Source organism: Mycobacterium sp., assembly GCF_047975165.1.
Taxonomy (GTDB): Bacteria; Actinomycetota; Actinomycetes; order Mycobacteriales; family Mycobacteriaceae; genus Mycobacterium.
In genome coordinates, this window is sequence record NZ_JBKECZ010000093.1 from 1 (window position 1) to 14220 (window position 14220).

Sequence of the window (14220 nt, forward strand, 5' to 3'; positions counted from 1 at the left end):
AACCGCCTGGCAGAAAACGGCTGGACCACCCGAAAAAACAGCCGCGGCCACACCGAATGGATCCCACCCCCACACCTCGACACCGGACAACCCCGCGTCAACAACTTCCACCACCCCGAACGACACTTCACCCGCCGACAAGCCGAGGAAACAGGGGAAGACGAGGACGGAGCCTGGCAAGCCGGAGCCTGGCAAGCCGGAGCCGGGCAAGCCGGAGCCCGGCACGGCCGGGCCGCCGGGGACGACAGGGAAGCCGACGCCCGGAAGACGGGCGACGCCGGGAAGGCCGGTGCCGGGATGACACGGGACGGCAGGGCGGCCCCGAACGACCGGGCAGGCCGGGCCGATCCGGCAGACCGGGATAACCGGCCCGGCCGGGACACAGGCGAAGAATCCGGTGCGGCCTGACATCCTGCGCCAGACCCATCACATAGTCAGCCCTCGAGCTTGTAGCCCAGGCCGCGAACCGTCACCAGGTGCGCGGGGTTGGCGGGATCCGCCTCGATCTTCGATCGTAGCCGCTTGACGTGGACATCGAGGGTCTTGGTGTCACCGACGTAGTCGGCACCCCAAACGCGGTCGATCAACTGGCCCCTGGTCAGCACCCGACCGGTATTGCGCATCAAGCATTCCAGCAGGTCGAATTCCTTCAGCGGCAAGGTTATTACCTCGCCGTTGACCGATACGACGTGGCGTTCGACATCCATCCGGACCGAACCGGACTCGATCACCGCTTCGCCGGATTCGTGCTCCTCCTCACCGCCGCGCCGCAGAACGGCGCGAATTCGGGCAATCAACTCGCGAGCCGAATAGGGTTTGGTCACATAGTCGTCCGCTCCGAGTTCAAGTCCGACCACCTTGTCGATCTCGCCGTCGCGGGCAGTCACCATGATCACCGGAACGCTGGATCGGGCGCGCAGCTGCTTGCACACATCGTTGCCCGACATTCCCGGCAGCATCAGGTCGAGCAGCACGATGTCGGCACCGGCCCTGTCGAATTCGGCCAGCGCCGCGGGGCCGTCGTTGGCCACCGTGACCTCAAAGCCCTCTTTACGCAGCAGAAACGCCAGCGGATCCGCCAGCGACTCCTCGTCTTCCACGATCAGCACACGTGTCATCTACTCAACTCTTGTTCTCTCTGGGACGTATCGGGTCTGCCATCGTCGACCGGCCCCGGCCGGGACCGGTCGTGATCGCCGTACGCCGGGTCCGCCGCGGCGGCGGGGATGGACAGGGTGAACGTCGATCCCGTGCCCGGCCTGCTCCAGACGCTGATGCTGCCACCGTGGTTGGCGGCCACGTGTTTGACGATGGCAAGCCCGAGTCCACTGCCCCCGGTCGCGCGGGACCTCGCCTTGTCGCCGCGGAAGAACCGCTCGAAGACACGCTCCCGATCCTGCGGCGCGATCCCGATGCCCCGGTCGGTGACCGCGATCTCGACACTGCCGCCGCGCAGCCGCCGACTGATCGAAACCAACGACCCACTCGGGGAGTACGCAATCGCGTTGGACACCAGGTTGGCCAGGGCGGTCTCCAGCAGCCGCTGGTCACCCAACACGCGCAGGGCGCTGTCGGCATCGGTACGCACCTCGATATCGGCATTCTCGGCGGCCACCTTGTGGCGTGAAATCGCCTCGGCCACAATGTCGTCGATAGCAACAGAGGTTACATTCGATACTCGTTCGGTACCCTGCAGGCGGGACAACTCGATCAGTTCGGAGACCATGTCGCCCAACCGGTTGGCCTCGATCAACACCTTCTCGGCGAACCGGCGCACCATCTCGGTGTCGTCGGCGGAAGCCAGCAGAGCCTCGGCGAGCAACCCCATGGCGCCGACCGGCGTCTTGAGTTCGTGGCTGACGTTGGCCGCGAAATCCCGCCTGGTCGCCTCCAGCCGCGCATAGTCGGACTGATCGAGTACGAATACGACCACGAACCGGCGATCCGCCTCACTGAGGAGCCGGGCCTGGCCGTGCACGGAAAGGCCTGACTTGACACCCGAACGGTTCCCCGGAGACAGGTCGAACTCGACGTCACCGCCACCCAACGCCTGCCTCGCAGCCTCCCAGGCGTCGTCGTCGAGTTGACGGTCCCGGACCAGACCCAATTCCCTGGCGCGGTCGTTGAGGTACACGACGTCGCGGTGGCTATCGACCACCGCAGCCCCCATCGGCATCAGCGCCACGATCTGCTGGAGCATTTCGGCGACGGTGATGCCCGTCCACTCCGTGGCAACTCGTTCACGACGGTGGCCGGCACGCGAAGCCAACCGGACCCCGGCCGCGACACCCACCGCCAGCGCCAGCCCGGACAAGACCCCGGCCAGCAACAGTGCCGAGAACACAGTCACAAGCGGAATCCTACAAATCAGGTCGGGGGCGCCCTAGTCGAGCCGGGTGCAAATCCGGCACGTCACCCGGTGTGCCACAGGTGTTCGGCTTGCGTTAACCCGGAGTTGGGCGAACAGGCTCCCGCGGCTCGCACTCATGCCCTGCCGGCGCCCTGGCCGGCGACCGCGGCCGCACCGGCAGCCGCCGCTTCCGGATCCAGGTAGGCGCCGCCGGTGACCAGGGGGCGCAGCTGTGCGTCCAGGTCGTAGCGCAGCGGAATGCCGGTCGGGATGTTCAGCCCCACCACATCCTCGTCGGTCATCCCGTCCAGATATTTCACCAGCGCACGCAGCGAATTGCCGTGCGCGACCACCAGCACCGTCTTGCCGATCCGCAGGTCCGCGGAGATGACGTCGGTGAAGTACGGCAGGAAACGGATCACCACGTCGGAAAGACACTCCGTGAGCGGACCGCCGCCGATGTTCGCGTAGCGCGGATCCGCGTCCTGGCTGAACTCGCTATTCTGCTCGATCGGCGGCGGGGGCGTGTCGTAACTGCGCCGCCAGGCCATGAACTGCTCTTCCCCGTAGCGCTCCTTGGTCTTGGCCTTGTCCAGGCCCTGCAGCGCGCCGTAGTGCCGTTCGTTGAGCCGCCAGCTGCGGTGCACCGGAATCCACAGCCGGTCGGCGGCGTCGAGAGCCAGGTGCGCAGTGCCGATGGCGCGCCGCAGCAGCGAGGTGTAGAGCACCTCGGGCAGCAGATCCTGCTCGGCCAGCAATTCCCCGGCCCGAACCGCCTCCGCTCGGCCTTTGTCGGTCAGACCGACATCGACCCACCCGGTGAACAGGTTCAGCGCATTCCATTCGCTCTCGCCGTGGCGGAGCAGCACCAGCGTGCCCGTATCAGCCATGCCGGCCAGTCTCTCACGCGCGTGCCGGAGGTGTCCCGTCCTCATCCTGCTGCACGCTGGGCATCGTGGTCGGGCGCAAATGCTCGAAGGCCTTGAGGTTCTTCACCGGCTCACCGCGGGAAAGCCGCCACGCCCACTCTTTTTCGATCGACGACCGAAAACCCAACTCCAGCAGGGTGTTGAAATCCGAATCCACTGCTTCGAGTACCTGGCCGAGCACCCGGTCGATCTCCTCGGCATCCACCGAGGCCAGCGACATGTTGCCGATCAGGTAGATGTCGCCGACATTGTCCAGCGTGTATGCGGTGCCATAGAGCCGCCGGTTGCGTTTGAGCAGGAACCGATAGACGCCCTCGTGATTTTCGTCGGGCTTGCGGCACACAAAGGCCTCGATCCGCACCGAATGCTCACCGATGCTCAGCAGCGTGTTGGTTTTGAGCTTGCGCTCGCCCGGCACCTCCACGATCAGCCCGGGCGGCCCACCGTGCGCGCCCTTGTGCCGCGAATAGGTCAACCCGGCCGCGGTGAGCGCGTCTTCGATCACCCGTTGCACACCGGCGACCTCAGAGGTCACGCGCCCACCCCGCGCCGCGCCGTCCAGCGCCGTGGTCTGTGCTTGGAGACCAGTTCGCGCACCCTGCCCTGACGCACCGCGTTGAACTCGCCTATCGCCCGCCGGTAGCTGGCCAGCAGTGCCTCGGTGGTGTTCTCCCACGAGAAGGTGGCCGCATGCTCGACCGCCGCACGGCTCATCACCGAGCCCCCCGGCCCGTCGGCGAGTCTCAGCATCGCGGCCAGGGCATCGGCCCAGCGACCAATGTCGTGGCCGTCCACGAGTGCCCCGGTGAGCCCGTCGCGCACGGCTACCGGCAGGCCGCCGACATTGGCTGCCACCACCGGCGTGCCGCAGGCCTGCGCCTCGATGGCGACCAGCCCGAAGGATTCCGAATAGCTCGGCACCGCAACCAAATCCACCGCGTGGAACAACCTGGCCAGGTCCGTGCGGGACTGCGGCGGCAGGAACGTCACACGCTCGGCGATTCCCAGTTCGGCGGCCAGGCGCGTCAGGCCATCCGGTGCCGCCAGGCCGCTTCCCGACGGGCCGCCGGCCACCAGGATCCGCACGCCCGGCATTCGCGCCGCCGCGCGCAACACGATGTCGGGGGCTTTCAGCGGCTGGATGCGGCCGACGAAGGCGACCACCTTTTCGCCGGCGGGGATCCCGAATGCCGCACGCGCCGCACGCCGGTCGCCGGGACGAAAGACACTCAGGTCGACGCCCGGGTGCACGACGTCGATCCGCGCCGGATCCGCCCCGTAGAACGAAACCAGCTGCCCGGCTTCGTCATCGGTGTTGACGATCAACCGGTCCGCCTCACCGACAACCTGCTGTTCGCCGACCGCCCGCAGCGGCGGCTCCGCCGCATCCCCATCGGCCAGAGCCGCATTCTTCACCGCGGCAAGCGTGTGGGCGGTGTGCACCAGCGGCACCGCCCAGCGATCGCGGGCCAGCCAGCCGACCTGGCCCGACAGCCAGTAGTGGGAATGCACGATGTCGTAGTGGCCCGGCTCCTGGGCGGCTTCGGCGCGCAACACCCCGGCGGTGAACGCACACAGTTGGGTGGGCAGGTCGTTTTTGTCCAGACCCTCGAACGGCCCCGCCACCACGTTGCGCACCAGAACGCCGGGCTCGACGCGGACCACCGGCGGATCCGTCGACGCGGCGGCCCGGGTGAAGATCTCCACCTCGATGCCCCGCCGGGCCAGATGCAACGCGGTCTGCAGCACGTAGACGTTCATTCCGCCGGCATCGCCGGTGCCGGGTTGGGCCAACGGCGAGGTGTGCACCGCCAGCAGGGCGATCCGGCGCGGAGTGTCCGTATTGTCCGAACCGGGGCCGGGCACCTCGATTCCCCGGCTCGGCGGGGGCACGTCTTCGCGGGCCAGGGGGTGTCGCACCCTTTCATCTTTGCAGGACGCGCCGGGCGGGCCTAGCCAATACACCTACGCCACCGCTCCGGACCTGCGCATCGCGCCCAGCGGATCGGCGTACAGGCAGTCCAGCGACACGATGCCGGCGCCGGCTTGCTGCACCCGGTTGCCGAAGGCGGTGACCCGAACGGACAGCGGGGCCGTCAGGACCGATCTGGCGGCAAAGGCCGCCGTCAGCTCGTCCATCCCCTCGGGGTATTCGGTGAATGCCTGGCCACCGACGACCAGTTCGTCGGGGTTGAGCAGGTCGCGGAGCAGCGCGACCGCCTCACCGAGCACCCGCGCACGCTCGGACATCAACTTTCCGGCCGCCTCGCCGCCGGCCCGCGCCACCCGCAGCACGTCCGCCATCGTGCCGGTCTGGCCGGTGCCCGGCAGGATTCCGAGCCGGCGGGCGGCTGCCAGCACCGCCTCGTCGCTCACCGAGGATTCCAGCTGCCCCGAGCCGCCGAGCAAATCCGACTGAACCGGCAGTGCGGCGATGGTGCCCGGGCCGCGGGACGGGCGGTGCACCCGGCCGTCGATCACCAGCGCATATCCGACGGTCTCGCGTGCGTAGACGTAGAGGCTGGTGGAGGCACTGGGCTCGGATCGCCGCGCCCCGAGCAGCATCTCGGCCCCGGCCATCGCATCCACATGGGAGGCCACCGACACCGGTAGGCCGAGCGCATCGGCCAGCACCGGACCGACCGGGGCCCGCTGCCAGCCCAGCCGCGCGTGGTCGACGAGGCCGTCGGCGCTGTCGACGGCGCCACCGATGGCCACTCCGACCCACAGCGCCCGGCGCCGGTGCCAGTGCCCCAGGTGGCGGCGGGCGTTGTCGGCCAGCGCTGCCAGGGCCACCTCGGCGGTATCGCGCGGGGTCGCCGTTTCGACCGTGCCCAGGGTGCGCCCGCACAGATCGGTGGCAACGATGCTGGTGGTCCGGGCGCCGATATGAATGCCCAACGTCACAAAGGCCTCGTGGTCGACGTCCACCGGAACCCGCGGACGTCCGATCGCGCCGGGAACCGCCAGGTCCGCGCGTTCGCGCAGCAGCCCGGCCGCAAGCAGCGCGGTGACCTGGCGGTTCACCGTGGCAACGCTCAGCGCGGTAGCCCCGGCGAGCACATCGCGTCCGACGGGCCCCCGCGATCGGACGGCGCGGAATACCGCTGCTGCCGCCGAGTCGGACATATGCAGCCTGGGAGGCACCACCTGGCGGTGCGGCCGCATTGGTTCCTTCTGGATTGGTCCCTGCCGTCCGAGTCGCCGGCCGTCCCCGCGAGGTGCGTCACCCCGCGCGCGGCCGTTGTCGGGAACACGGCGTCGCCGAACGTCCCGAAAATCTAGCACGATCATTAGAGTTGAGCCGGTGAGTTCACCCGATGCCCGAAAACGCGTCGCGGTGGTCACCGGAGCCAGTTCCGGAATCGGCGAGGCGACCGCCGAAACCCTCGCCGCAGCCGGGTTTCACGTGGTTCCGGTTGCCCGGCGATCCGACCGCATCCATGCGCTGGCAAGCAGGATCGGCGGCACCCCGATGGTCGCCGACATCACCAGCGCCGAGGATATCGCCGCGCTCGCGGCGCGGTTGGATCGCGTCGACGTGCTGGTCAACAATGCCGGCGGGGCGAAGGGGCTGGAGTCGGTGGCCGACGCCGACCTTGAGCACTGGCGGTGGATGTGGGAAACGAACGTCCTGGGCACCCTGCGGTTGACCCGGGCGCTGCTGCCGAAGCTGATCGACTCCGGGGACGGCCTGATCGTCACGGTCACCTCCATTGCCGCCCTTGAGGTTTACGACGGCGGCGCCGGCTACACCGCGGCCAAGCATGCGCAGGGCGCGCTGCACCGCACGCTGCGCGGCGAACTGCTGGGCAAACCCGTCCGGCTCACCGAGATAGCCCCCGGCGCGGTCGAGACCGAATTTTCGCTGGTCCGCTTCGGCGGCGACCGGCAACGGGCAGACGGGGTCTATTCCGGCATGACACCGCTGGTGGCCGCCGATGTTGCCGAGGTGATCGGATTCGTCGCCACCCGGCCATCGCATGTCAATCTCGACCAGATCATCATCCGGCCGCGCGACCAGGCATCAGCGACGCGCCGGTTCAACCACCTGGACCCGCGCTAGACGGCGCGGTGCTGGTGGTGGGCGCTTGGGACAGCTCCGGATCCTCGTACGGTGTCGTCGGCACGGTGACGGGCACCCCGGTTCCCGGCGGATGGGCCGCCGACGACGGCAGCGCCGACATCGACACCCAGGTGCCCCAGTCCACCGCCCAGTCCCAGATGTCGCCGTCGGAATAGCCGAGCTGGATCGAGCTGCCGGTGACCTCGACGGGGTCGCCGTAGATCGCGGACTGAAAGTACTCGGCGGCGTCGGCGGTCGACAGGTTGATGCATCCGTTGGTGACGTTGCTGTTGCCCTGCGCACCCGCGCTCATCGGGTTGGCGTGGATGAATTCGCCGTTGTTGGAGATCCGCACCGCCCACCGCTCGTGGATGTTGCTGTAGCCGGCGGCCGGGTTGGACATGTAGAAGTCGGCGTACTTCTCGGTGACCACGTGGATGCCGTTGCGGGTGACGTTGCGCGCCTGGTCGGCCTCGCCGTAGCTGCACGGGAAGTCCATGATGACGCCGGCGTCGGTGACGACCTCGATGCGGTGCGAGGACACCTCCGCGCGGACGACCTGGCGCCGTCCGATCTGGAATTTCAGCGACATGTCCTGGGCGCCGTAGGCGCCTGCGCCGAACGGCAAGCCGTAGAACTTGGCGTCGACGTCGATCTTGGTGCCCGCCGGGTAGTAGTCGCGGGGGCGGTAGTGAATGCGGGCGCCCTGGGCTTCGTCGGGTAGCCACGCCCAACTGCCGACTACCGGCGGGTCGGTGGTCACCGTCAACGCCCGCTCGACGGCAGCCTTGTCGGTTATCGGCCCGTCGAACTGGATGATGATGGGTGCCGCGACGCCGACGGTCTGGCCGTCGGACAGCTGGAACCCGCCGTCGACCTTGCGCGCCGGGGCCACCGTGGTGAACTTGCCTGTCAGCGGAATCGCCCTGCCGTCGTGACCGACAGCCGACCCGCTCCAGCGGTAGGTGGCGTCGTATCCAAGCGGCTCGGTGGCCACGAAAACCGTGCGGTCCCGGTTGAACATGCCGGCGACGGCTTTGCCCGACGAATTCTCCAGCACCACCCGCTGAAGCCAGCCGTCGCTGACCTTGACACCGACCGGCGCGATCGGCACCACGTCCTGGGCGGCGTTGGCCGGTTGGAAGGTCAGTTCCGCCGGCGGCGGCGGCTGCTCGGCCTGCCGGCTGCCTCCGCGGCCGCAGGCGGCGAGCACACCCGGCGCCACCACCGCCAGCCCGAGGGCCGTCAAAGCCTTCCGCCTGCCGATCGGCGAGGGTGCGCCGCGAGTGCTCACGACTACCAAAGATAGCGCGCCGAATGCCCGGCTCCCCAGCCCCAACGACCGCGACAGCACCGTCGTCGGACGAAAACCGCAGCTACAGGGCGCAACCCACCAGGACGGGCTCGGGTGTCAAGGTGATGCCGAACATGTCGCGGACCCCGTCTCGCACAGCCCGGGCAAGTGTCATCACGTCTTCGGCGGTGGCCCCGCCGCGATTGGTCAGCGCCAGCGCATGCTTGGTGGACAGCCGGCACCGGGCCTCCGGGGCACCGGCGGCGGGTCGCGGATGGCCCTTGGCGAATCCTGCCCGTTCCACAAGCCAACCGGCGGCCAGCTTGACACCGTCGGGCCCCGGATAGTGCGGCACCGGGGTGTCGACGGCAGCGGCCAGCCGCCGGTAGTCCGCGGGCGCCACCACCGGATTGGTGAAGAAGGAACCGACGCTCCAGGTGTCGTGGTCGGCGGCGTCGAGCACCATCCCCTTGCCGGCCCGCAACTTCAGGACCGCGGTGCGCACGGCGCTCGGGTCGCTTCGTGAACCGCTTTCGGCGCCCAGCGCGGCGGCCAGCTCCCGGTACCGCAGCGGCGCACTTCGTCCCGACGGGTCCAGTGCGAACTCCACTTCCAGGACCACCGCCGGCGGCTGCGACCCGTCGGAGCGCTTGAGGGTGCTGGTGCGGTAGCCGAAGCCCAGTTCGGAGCCGGCAATCCAGCGCACCTCCCCGGTGCGCCGGTCCAGCAGCCGTACCCGGGTGATGGTGTCCGACACCTCCACCCCGTAGGCGCCGACATTCTGCACCGGGGTGGCCCCGGCGGATCCGGGGATTCCCGACAGGCATTCCAGCCCGCCCAATCCGTTCTCGATGGAGCGCACGACGACGTCGTCCCACGCCGCACCGGCCTCGGCGCGCACCAGGTTGCCCTCGATGGCGATCCCGCCGGTGGCCAACCGCACGACGGTCAGGTCGGCGACGGCATCGCCGATCACCACGTTGGAGCCGCCGGCAAGCACCAGCACGGGGCAGCCGGACCCCTCCGCGCGCCGCTCGTCGACCGTGCGCAGGGCTGCGATCACCTGATCTGTGCTGGCGCAGGTGATCACCCGCCCCGCCACCGGGCCCACCCGCAAGGTGGTCAAGGACGCCAGCGGCACGGCTTCGGCGACGTGCGCACCGGCGAACAAGCCGCCGGAATCGCTGTGGTTCATCGCCGGTAACGGTAGCCTGACCAGCTATGCCGCGTTCGTTCGACATGTCGGCCGCCTACCCGGGCAGTGTCGAGGAGGTTCACCGGACCTTCCACCACGAGGAGTACTGGCTGGCCCGGCTCGGTGAAATCCCCACCGATGCCGCAACCGTCGAAGAGATGCGGGTGGGCGGGGAGACCGACGACGACGCCAGCATCGCGGTGACCACCGTGCAGCGGGTCTATCACGCGAACCTTCCGGCCCTGGTCACCCAGCTGCACCGGGGCGACATGTGTGTGCGACGCGAGGAGAGTTGGAGTCCCGTCCGCGACGGTGTCGCGACCGCGTCGATCCGTGCCGCACTATTGGATGCGCCGGTGGATGTGTGGGGCAGTGCGGTGCTGGCGCCGGCCGCCGGGCAGGGCGGGTCCCGGATGTCGGTGGACATCACCGTCCAGGTGCGGGTGCCGTTGATCGGCGGCAAGATCGAGGGGCTGATCGGCACCCAACTGCGTGAGTTGATGAAGCTCGAAGAGCGTTTCACCGCCGAGTGGATGACAGCGAACGGCTGACGGACATGCGTATCGCACTGGCCCAGATCCGCAGCGGCACCGACCCGGCCGCGAATCTGCTCCTGGTGCGCGACCATGCGGCCCGAGCCGCCGGCGACGGCGCCGATCTGGTGGTGTTCCCCGAGGCCACCATGTGCCGGTTCGGCGTCCCGCTGCGACCGGTCGCCGAACCCCTCGACGGCCCCTGGGCAACCGGTGTCCGCCGGATCGCGGCGGAGACCGGCATCACCGTGGTCGCCGGCATGTTCACCCCGTCGGACGACGGGCGGGTGCGCAACACACTGATCGCCGCGGGACCCGGCACACCCAACCGGCCGGACGCCCACTACGACAAAATCCATCTCTACGACGCGTTCGGCTTCACCGAGTCGCGCACCGTCGCACCCGGCCGGCTGCCGGTGGTCATCACCGTCGACGGCGTCGGCGTCGGGCTGACGACCTGCTACGACATCCGGTTCCCGGCGCTTTTCGGTGAGCTGGCCGACCGGGGGGCGCAGCTGATCGTGGTATGCGCCTCGTGGGGTTCGGGGCCCGGCAAGCTCGAACAGTGGACGCTGCTGGCCCGCGCGCGGGCGCTGGACGCAACGAGTTTCGTCGCCGCCGTGGGCCAGGCCGCGGACGGCGGCCCCCCCGATCCCTCGGGCGCACCGCGGGGTGCGGGCGGCTCCCTGGTGGTCTCCCCGTTCGGCGAGGTGCTGGCCGCCGCCGGTTCCGAACCGCAATCGGTGGTCACCGATATCGACTTCGCACACGTGGCCGCGGCTCGCGACAGCATTGCGGTACTTCGCAACCGCTCAGGTTTCGTTCAGCTCGATAGGGCAGAATCGCCAACGTGACGAATCCGCAGGAACCGGGTAACAATCGCCCGACGAGCCGGGCACACCCCGGCGATCATCCGTCCGGCCAACCACCCGCGCCTGCCGGCCCTTTCTCGGAGCTGCTGAATCCGCGTGAGCCCGGGGACGGCGGGGATGGCGGGGCAGCCGAGACGCAGCGGGTGCCGTCCGCGGCCCCGCTGCCCGAAACCGATCAGCCCGCCGCCAGCAACGCCGAAACGCGGCGGATTCCCGCCACATCGCCGCGCCCGGCCGGTGCACGCCGGACGACGCCGGTCGCCAAGCCTGCCGACCCGCCGACCGGGGCCAACAAGAAGAAACACTCGCTGCGCGACCCGCTGGCCCTTCTGCTGGTGGCGATCATCGTGGTTTCACTGGCGGTCGCCGGCTTGATCGGCGGCGAGTTGTACGCCCGCAAAAAGGCGAACGGCAAGGTCGCCGCGGCGACCGAATGCGTGGTCCAGGACGGGGCCACCGCCTCGTTCGGGGTGACTCCGCTGGTCCTGTGGCAGGTTGCCACCAGCCACTACACCAATATCTCCGTCGAGACCGCCGGCAATCAGATCCGCGACGCCAAGGGCATGAAGGTGCGGTTGGACATCCGCGACGTCAAACTCGACGACGCGCCGGGTGCGCAGGGCACGATGGGCGCATTGGATGCCACGGTCACCTGGACGGCCGCGGGCATCAAGGAAACCATTCAAAACGCTATTCCCATTCTGGGCGAGTTCGTCACCAACAACGTGATCACCCACCCCAAGGACGGCACCATCGAGTTGAAGGGCTTCCTCGACGACATCGTCGCCAAACCGGTGGTGTCCGGCGGCACGCTGAAGCTACAGATCGTCACCTTCAACACGTTGGGGTTCCTGCTGCCCAAGGAAGCGGTGCAGTCAGCCATCGACGCCTTCATTTCGGGCTTGCAAAAAGACCTCCCGCTCGACATTGAGGCGGACAGCGTCCAGGTCACCGACGCGGGGGTGGTCAGCAAATTCTCGACCGTAAACGCCACCATTCCCACCGGCCAGGCCGACCCGTGCTTCGCCGGCCTGTGAGGGACCCGCACTCAGCCGGCGACGAGTCCGTCCAGGACGGCCCTGGTAGCCGACAGACCTAGCCGGGTAGCCCCGGCGTCGAGCATCGCGGTCGCGTCGGCGGCGGTGCGAATGCCTCCGCTGGCTTTGACTCCGAGCCGCCCGCCGACCGCGGCGCTCATCACCCGCACGGCCCGCACGGTCGCTCCGCCGGCGGGATGGAATCCGGTCGAGGTCTTCACGAAGTCCGCGCCGCCGTCCTCGGCTGCCCGGCACACCTCGGTCAGGGTGCGCTCGTTTCCGCGGGCCAGCAGCACCGCGGATTCCGCGATCACCTTCAGCACGGCCGCCTTCAGCACGGCGTCGTCGATCGCGGCCCGCACCGTCGCCACGTCCCGCCGCACCGCGGCCAGATCACCGGCCAGCGCGGCACCCACGTCGATGACCATGTCGATTTCGTCGGCGCCGGCGGCCACCGCTGCGGCCGATTCCGCCGCCTTGACCGCCGGCAGGTGTTTGCCGGAGGGAAATCCGGCCACCGAGGCGACGCGCAGGGCAGCAGTGGAGGTTGCCGCCGTTGCCGCAGTTGCCGCCGTTTCCGCCGTTGCCGCCGAAACTGCCACCGCAACCATGGGCGGGGATACGCACACCGCGTAGACGCCCAGTTCGCGGGCTTCGCCGACCAGCGCCTCGATATCGGCGGCGGTGGCCTCGGGTTTGAGCAGCGTGTGGTCCACCAGGGCCGCCAGCTGGCGGCGGGCCGGCCGGCCGGGCACTTACAACACTTCCTGCGGACCGCCGGGATTGCAGCCCGATGCGACCATCTCCGCGTCGTCGACGACCGGCCGCCACGGCTCGAGGTTCCAGCTGGTCTTGCCGGGGTAGGCCAGCTCGGCGAATCGCCAGTGGCAGAGAAACTGTGCCCGCATGCCCGGAGTGTCCGCCTCGGGCGCCCAGCCCACTACCTCCGCCCACGCCCGATCGGCAGTGCCGAGGGTTCCCGGCTCGCGGGCGGCCGAACGTCCGCCCCGGCTGGGGTAGACCCGCAGGCTCGACAAGCCGGCCGAATACACCCATTCGGTGTGATCGACGAAAGGCTGCCGATGCGCGGGCCCGGCGGCTCCGGGGTCCGCGTCCGCGCGGGCGGGGGCAAGGACGAGGGCGGGAGCGGGGGCCAGCAGCGCCCACAGCACCGCCACCGGGGCAACCATCGGCGCCTTCATCGGCTAGCGGGACTTCCCCTGCACTTCGAGCAGCCTGGGCCGGACGTCGGTCAGATACACGCCGGCGGCGACGGCGGCGATCGCCAATCCGAGTATCTGGAAAAAGGCATACAGTACGGACGTCAGTGCGACGGCGGCGCCCAGGATCACCAGCCACACCGGCTTGGTGAGCTTGTCTGCGGCGATGTAGGCGTCGGATCGCTGCATTGCTGCGTGAACGAATGCGTACACCGTCATCAGCGTCAGGGCGATCTGCAGGAGCATCAGGACAACGGCAACGGCGTACACGCCCCTAAGACTAGGCGGGACGGGTGAGCAACGTCGACTCCGCGGCCCACCGGGCCGGGCGAACCGCTTGGCGACCTGCTGTCCGGGGCGCCGCCTTCCCGCATCCCGGAGTTCGTCGCCGTAACCCGAACCGACCGCCGCTACACACAGCTGACCCGCACCAGCCCATGCCCTCCTGGGGTTACCCCCGTTTGGTGGACATCCTGACTGGCTGGGCGTTGCCCGGCAGGAGCGGATGCACTCATGGGTGCGAAGAGAACAGAGTTACACCCCGAAGTTCCGTGCGGAGGCGGCGCGGCTGGTGATCGATACCGGTCGCACGATCGCCGGAGTCGCCCGTGAGATCGGGGTCAGAGAGGCTCTGCTGGGCCGGTGGGTGGCTGTTGAGCGGTCGAAGTTGGATGATCCTCCTGAGGTGCTTGATGCCGACGGGCGGGCCGAGTTGACCCGGCTA

The 14220-nt window shown here is 69.1% G+C and carries 16 protein-coding genes and 1 pseudogene; 6 read left to right on the forward strand and 11 right to left on the reverse strand.

What is annotated here, in order from left to right; genetic code table 11:
* Positions 1 to 408, forward strand: a pseudogene (locus tag ACK5M9_RS09650) (hypothetical protein); the annotation flags it as partial.
* Positions 409 to 434: 26 nt separating this feature from the next.
* Here ACK5M9_RS09650 and ACK5M9_RS09655 read toward each other — a convergent pair.
* The 6 genes from ACK5M9_RS09655 to ACK5M9_RS09680 form a co-directional block, all read right to left on the reverse strand.
* On the reverse strand, positions 435 to 1118 hold the full coding sequence (locus tag ACK5M9_RS09655; protein WP_416892952.1) for a winged helix-turn-helix domain-containing protein: 684 nt from the start codon (positions 1116 to 1118) through the stop codon (positions 435 to 437).
* Positions 1115 to 2350 carry a sensor histidine kinase gene (locus ACK5M9_RS09660; protein WP_416892953.1) on the reverse strand — a complete coding sequence of 412 codons (1236 nt, stop codon included), beginning with the start codon at positions 2348 to 2350 and terminating at the stop codon, positions 1115 to 1117. The genes ACK5M9_RS09655 and ACK5M9_RS09660 overlap by 4 nt, the downstream gene beginning before the upstream one ends.
* A gap of 134 nt (positions 2351 to 2484) precedes the next feature.
* Positions 2485 to 3240, reverse strand: a complete 756-nt coding sequence (locus ACK5M9_RS09665; RefSeq protein WP_416892954.1) for a phosphoglyceromutase — start codon at positions 3238 to 3240, stop codon at positions 2485 to 2487.
* Positions 3241 to 3253: 13 nt separating this feature from the next.
* The gene (locus ACK5M9_RS09670) at positions 3254 to 3814 is read right to left on the reverse strand and encodes a YbjN domain-containing protein (protein WP_416892955.1); all 561 of its coding nucleotides are present in this window, start codon (positions 3812 to 3814) and stop codon (positions 3254 to 3256) included.
* Positions 3811 to 5172 carry a D-inositol-3-phosphate glycosyltransferase gene (mshA, locus tag ACK5M9_RS09675; RefSeq protein WP_416892965.1) on the reverse strand — a complete coding sequence of 454 codons (1362 nt, stop codon included), beginning with the start codon at positions 5170 to 5172 and terminating at the stop codon, positions 3811 to 3813. The genes ACK5M9_RS09670 and mshA overlap by 4 nt, the downstream gene beginning before the upstream one ends.
* 72 nt (positions 5173 to 5244) lie before the next feature.
* Complete coding sequence (locus ACK5M9_RS09680; RefSeq protein WP_416892956.1) at positions 5245 to 6447, reverse strand: ROK family protein; 1203 nt, start codon at positions 6445 to 6447, stop codon at positions 5245 to 5247.
* A 139-nt stretch (positions 6448 to 6586) separates the two neighbouring features.
* On the opposite strand from ACK5M9_RS09680, the gene ACK5M9_RS09685 reads away from it, so the two are divergent.
* Positions 6587 to 7345: an SDR family NAD(P)-dependent oxidoreductase gene (locus tag ACK5M9_RS09685; RefSeq protein ID WP_416892957.1), complete on the forward strand. Its 759-nt coding sequence runs from the start codon at positions 6587 to 6589 to the stop codon at positions 7343 to 7345.
* Here the strand turns inward: ACK5M9_RS09685 and ACK5M9_RS09690 are convergent.
* Positions 7323 to 8648, reverse strand: coding sequence for a L,D-transpeptidase (locus ACK5M9_RS09690; protein WP_416892958.1), 1326 nt, complete (start codon positions 8646 to 8648; stop codon positions 7323 to 7325). The two genes, ACK5M9_RS09685 and ACK5M9_RS09690, sit on opposite strands and share 23 nt — an antisense overlap.
* A gap of 73 nt (positions 8649 to 8721) precedes the next feature.
* On the reverse strand, positions 8722 to 9834 hold the full coding sequence (locus ACK5M9_RS09695; protein ID WP_416892959.1) for a UDP-N-acetylmuramate dehydrogenase: 1113 nt from the start codon (positions 9832 to 9834) through the stop codon (positions 8722 to 8724).
* Between the two features lie 26 nt (positions 9835 to 9860).
* On the opposite strand from ACK5M9_RS09695, the gene ACK5M9_RS09700 reads away from it, so the two are divergent.
* Genes ACK5M9_RS09700 through ACK5M9_RS09710 form a run of 3 tightly spaced genes read left to right on the forward strand, consistent with a single transcriptional unit; the run spans position 9861 to position 12276 of the window.
* On the forward strand, positions 9861 to 10385 hold the full coding sequence (locus ACK5M9_RS09700; protein ID WP_416892960.1) for a DUF2505 domain-containing protein: 525 nt from the start codon (positions 9861 to 9863) through the stop codon (positions 10383 to 10385).
* A 5-nt stretch (positions 10386 to 10390) separates the two neighbouring features.
* A complete protein-coding gene (locus ACK5M9_RS09705; protein ID WP_416892966.1) occupies positions 10391 to 11221 on the forward strand; it encodes a carbon-nitrogen hydrolase family protein in 831 nt (276 codons plus the stop codon).
* Positions 11218 to 12276: an LmeA family phospholipid-binding protein gene (locus tag ACK5M9_RS09710; protein WP_416892961.1), complete on the forward strand. Its 1059-nt coding sequence runs from the start codon at positions 11218 to 11220 to the stop codon at positions 12274 to 12276. Before ACK5M9_RS09705 ends, ACK5M9_RS09710 begins: the two co-directional genes overlap by 4 nt.
* A gap of 11 nt (positions 12277 to 12287) precedes the next feature.
* Here ACK5M9_RS09710 and deoC read toward each other — a convergent pair whose 3' ends face one another.
* Genes deoC through ACK5M9_RS09725 form a run of 3 tightly spaced genes read right to left on the reverse strand, consistent with a single transcriptional unit; the run spans position 12288 to position 13742 of the window.
* Positions 12288 to 13031 (reverse strand): deoxyribose-phosphate aldolase, encoded by a 744-nt coding sequence (gene deoC, locus ACK5M9_RS09715; RefSeq protein WP_416892962.1) that lies wholly within the window; start codon positions 13029 to 13031, stop codon positions 12288 to 12290.
* The gene (locus ACK5M9_RS09720; RefSeq protein WP_416892963.1) at positions 13032 to 13478 is read right to left on the reverse strand and encodes a DUF2599 domain-containing protein; all 447 of its coding nucleotides are present in this window, start codon (positions 13476 to 13478) and stop codon (positions 13032 to 13034) included. It abuts the gene before it with no gap.
* Between the two features lie 3 nt (positions 13479 to 13481).
* Positions 13482 to 13742, reverse strand: a complete 261-nt coding sequence (locus tag ACK5M9_RS09725) for a DUF2516 family protein (RefSeq protein ID WP_416892967.1) — start codon at positions 13740 to 13742, stop codon at positions 13482 to 13484.
* Positions 13743 to 14013: 271 nt separating this feature from the next.
* Here ACK5M9_RS09725 and ACK5M9_RS09730 point away from each other — a divergent pair.
* Positions 14014 to 14220, forward strand: a 207-nt coding sequence (locus ACK5M9_RS09730) for a transposase (RefSeq protein WP_416892964.1), incomplete at its 3' end; no start/stop codon positions are given.

Excerpts from the sequence above, each read along its gene's own strand:
- ACK5M9_RS09700 (WP_416892960.1), top strand. The coding sequence starts at position 9,861 with ATGCCGCGTTCGTTCGACATGTCGGCCGCCTACCCGGGCAGTGTCGAG.
- ACK5M9_RS09655 (WP_416892952.1), bottom strand. The coding sequence starts at position 1,118 with ATGACACGTGTGCTGATCGTGGAAGACGAGGAGTCGCTGGCGGATCCG.
- ACK5M9_RS09725 (WP_416892967.1), bottom strand. The coding sequence starts at position 13,742 with ATGCTCCTGCAGATCGCCCTGACGCTGATGACGGTGTACGCATTCGTT.
- ACK5M9_RS09705 (WP_416892966.1), top strand. The coding sequence starts at position 10,391 with ATGCGTATCGCACTGGCCCAGATCCGCAGCGGCACCGACCCGGCCGCG.
- ACK5M9_RS09665 (WP_416892954.1), bottom strand. The coding sequence starts at position 3,240 with ATGGCTGATACGGGCACGCTGGTGCTGCTCCGCCACGGCGAGAGCGAA.
- ACK5M9_RS09695 (WP_416892959.1), bottom strand. The coding sequence starts at position 9,834 with ATGAACCACAGCGATTCCGGCGGCTTGTTCGCCGGTGCGCACGTCGCC.
- ACK5M9_RS09720 (WP_416892963.1), bottom strand. The coding sequence starts at position 13,478 with ATGAAGGCGCCGATGGTTGCCCCGGTGGCGGTGCTGTGGGCGCTGCTG.
- ACK5M9_RS09680 (WP_416892956.1), bottom strand. The coding sequence starts at position 6,447 with ATGCGGCCGCACCGCCAGGTGGTGCCTCCCAGGCTGCATATGTCCGAC.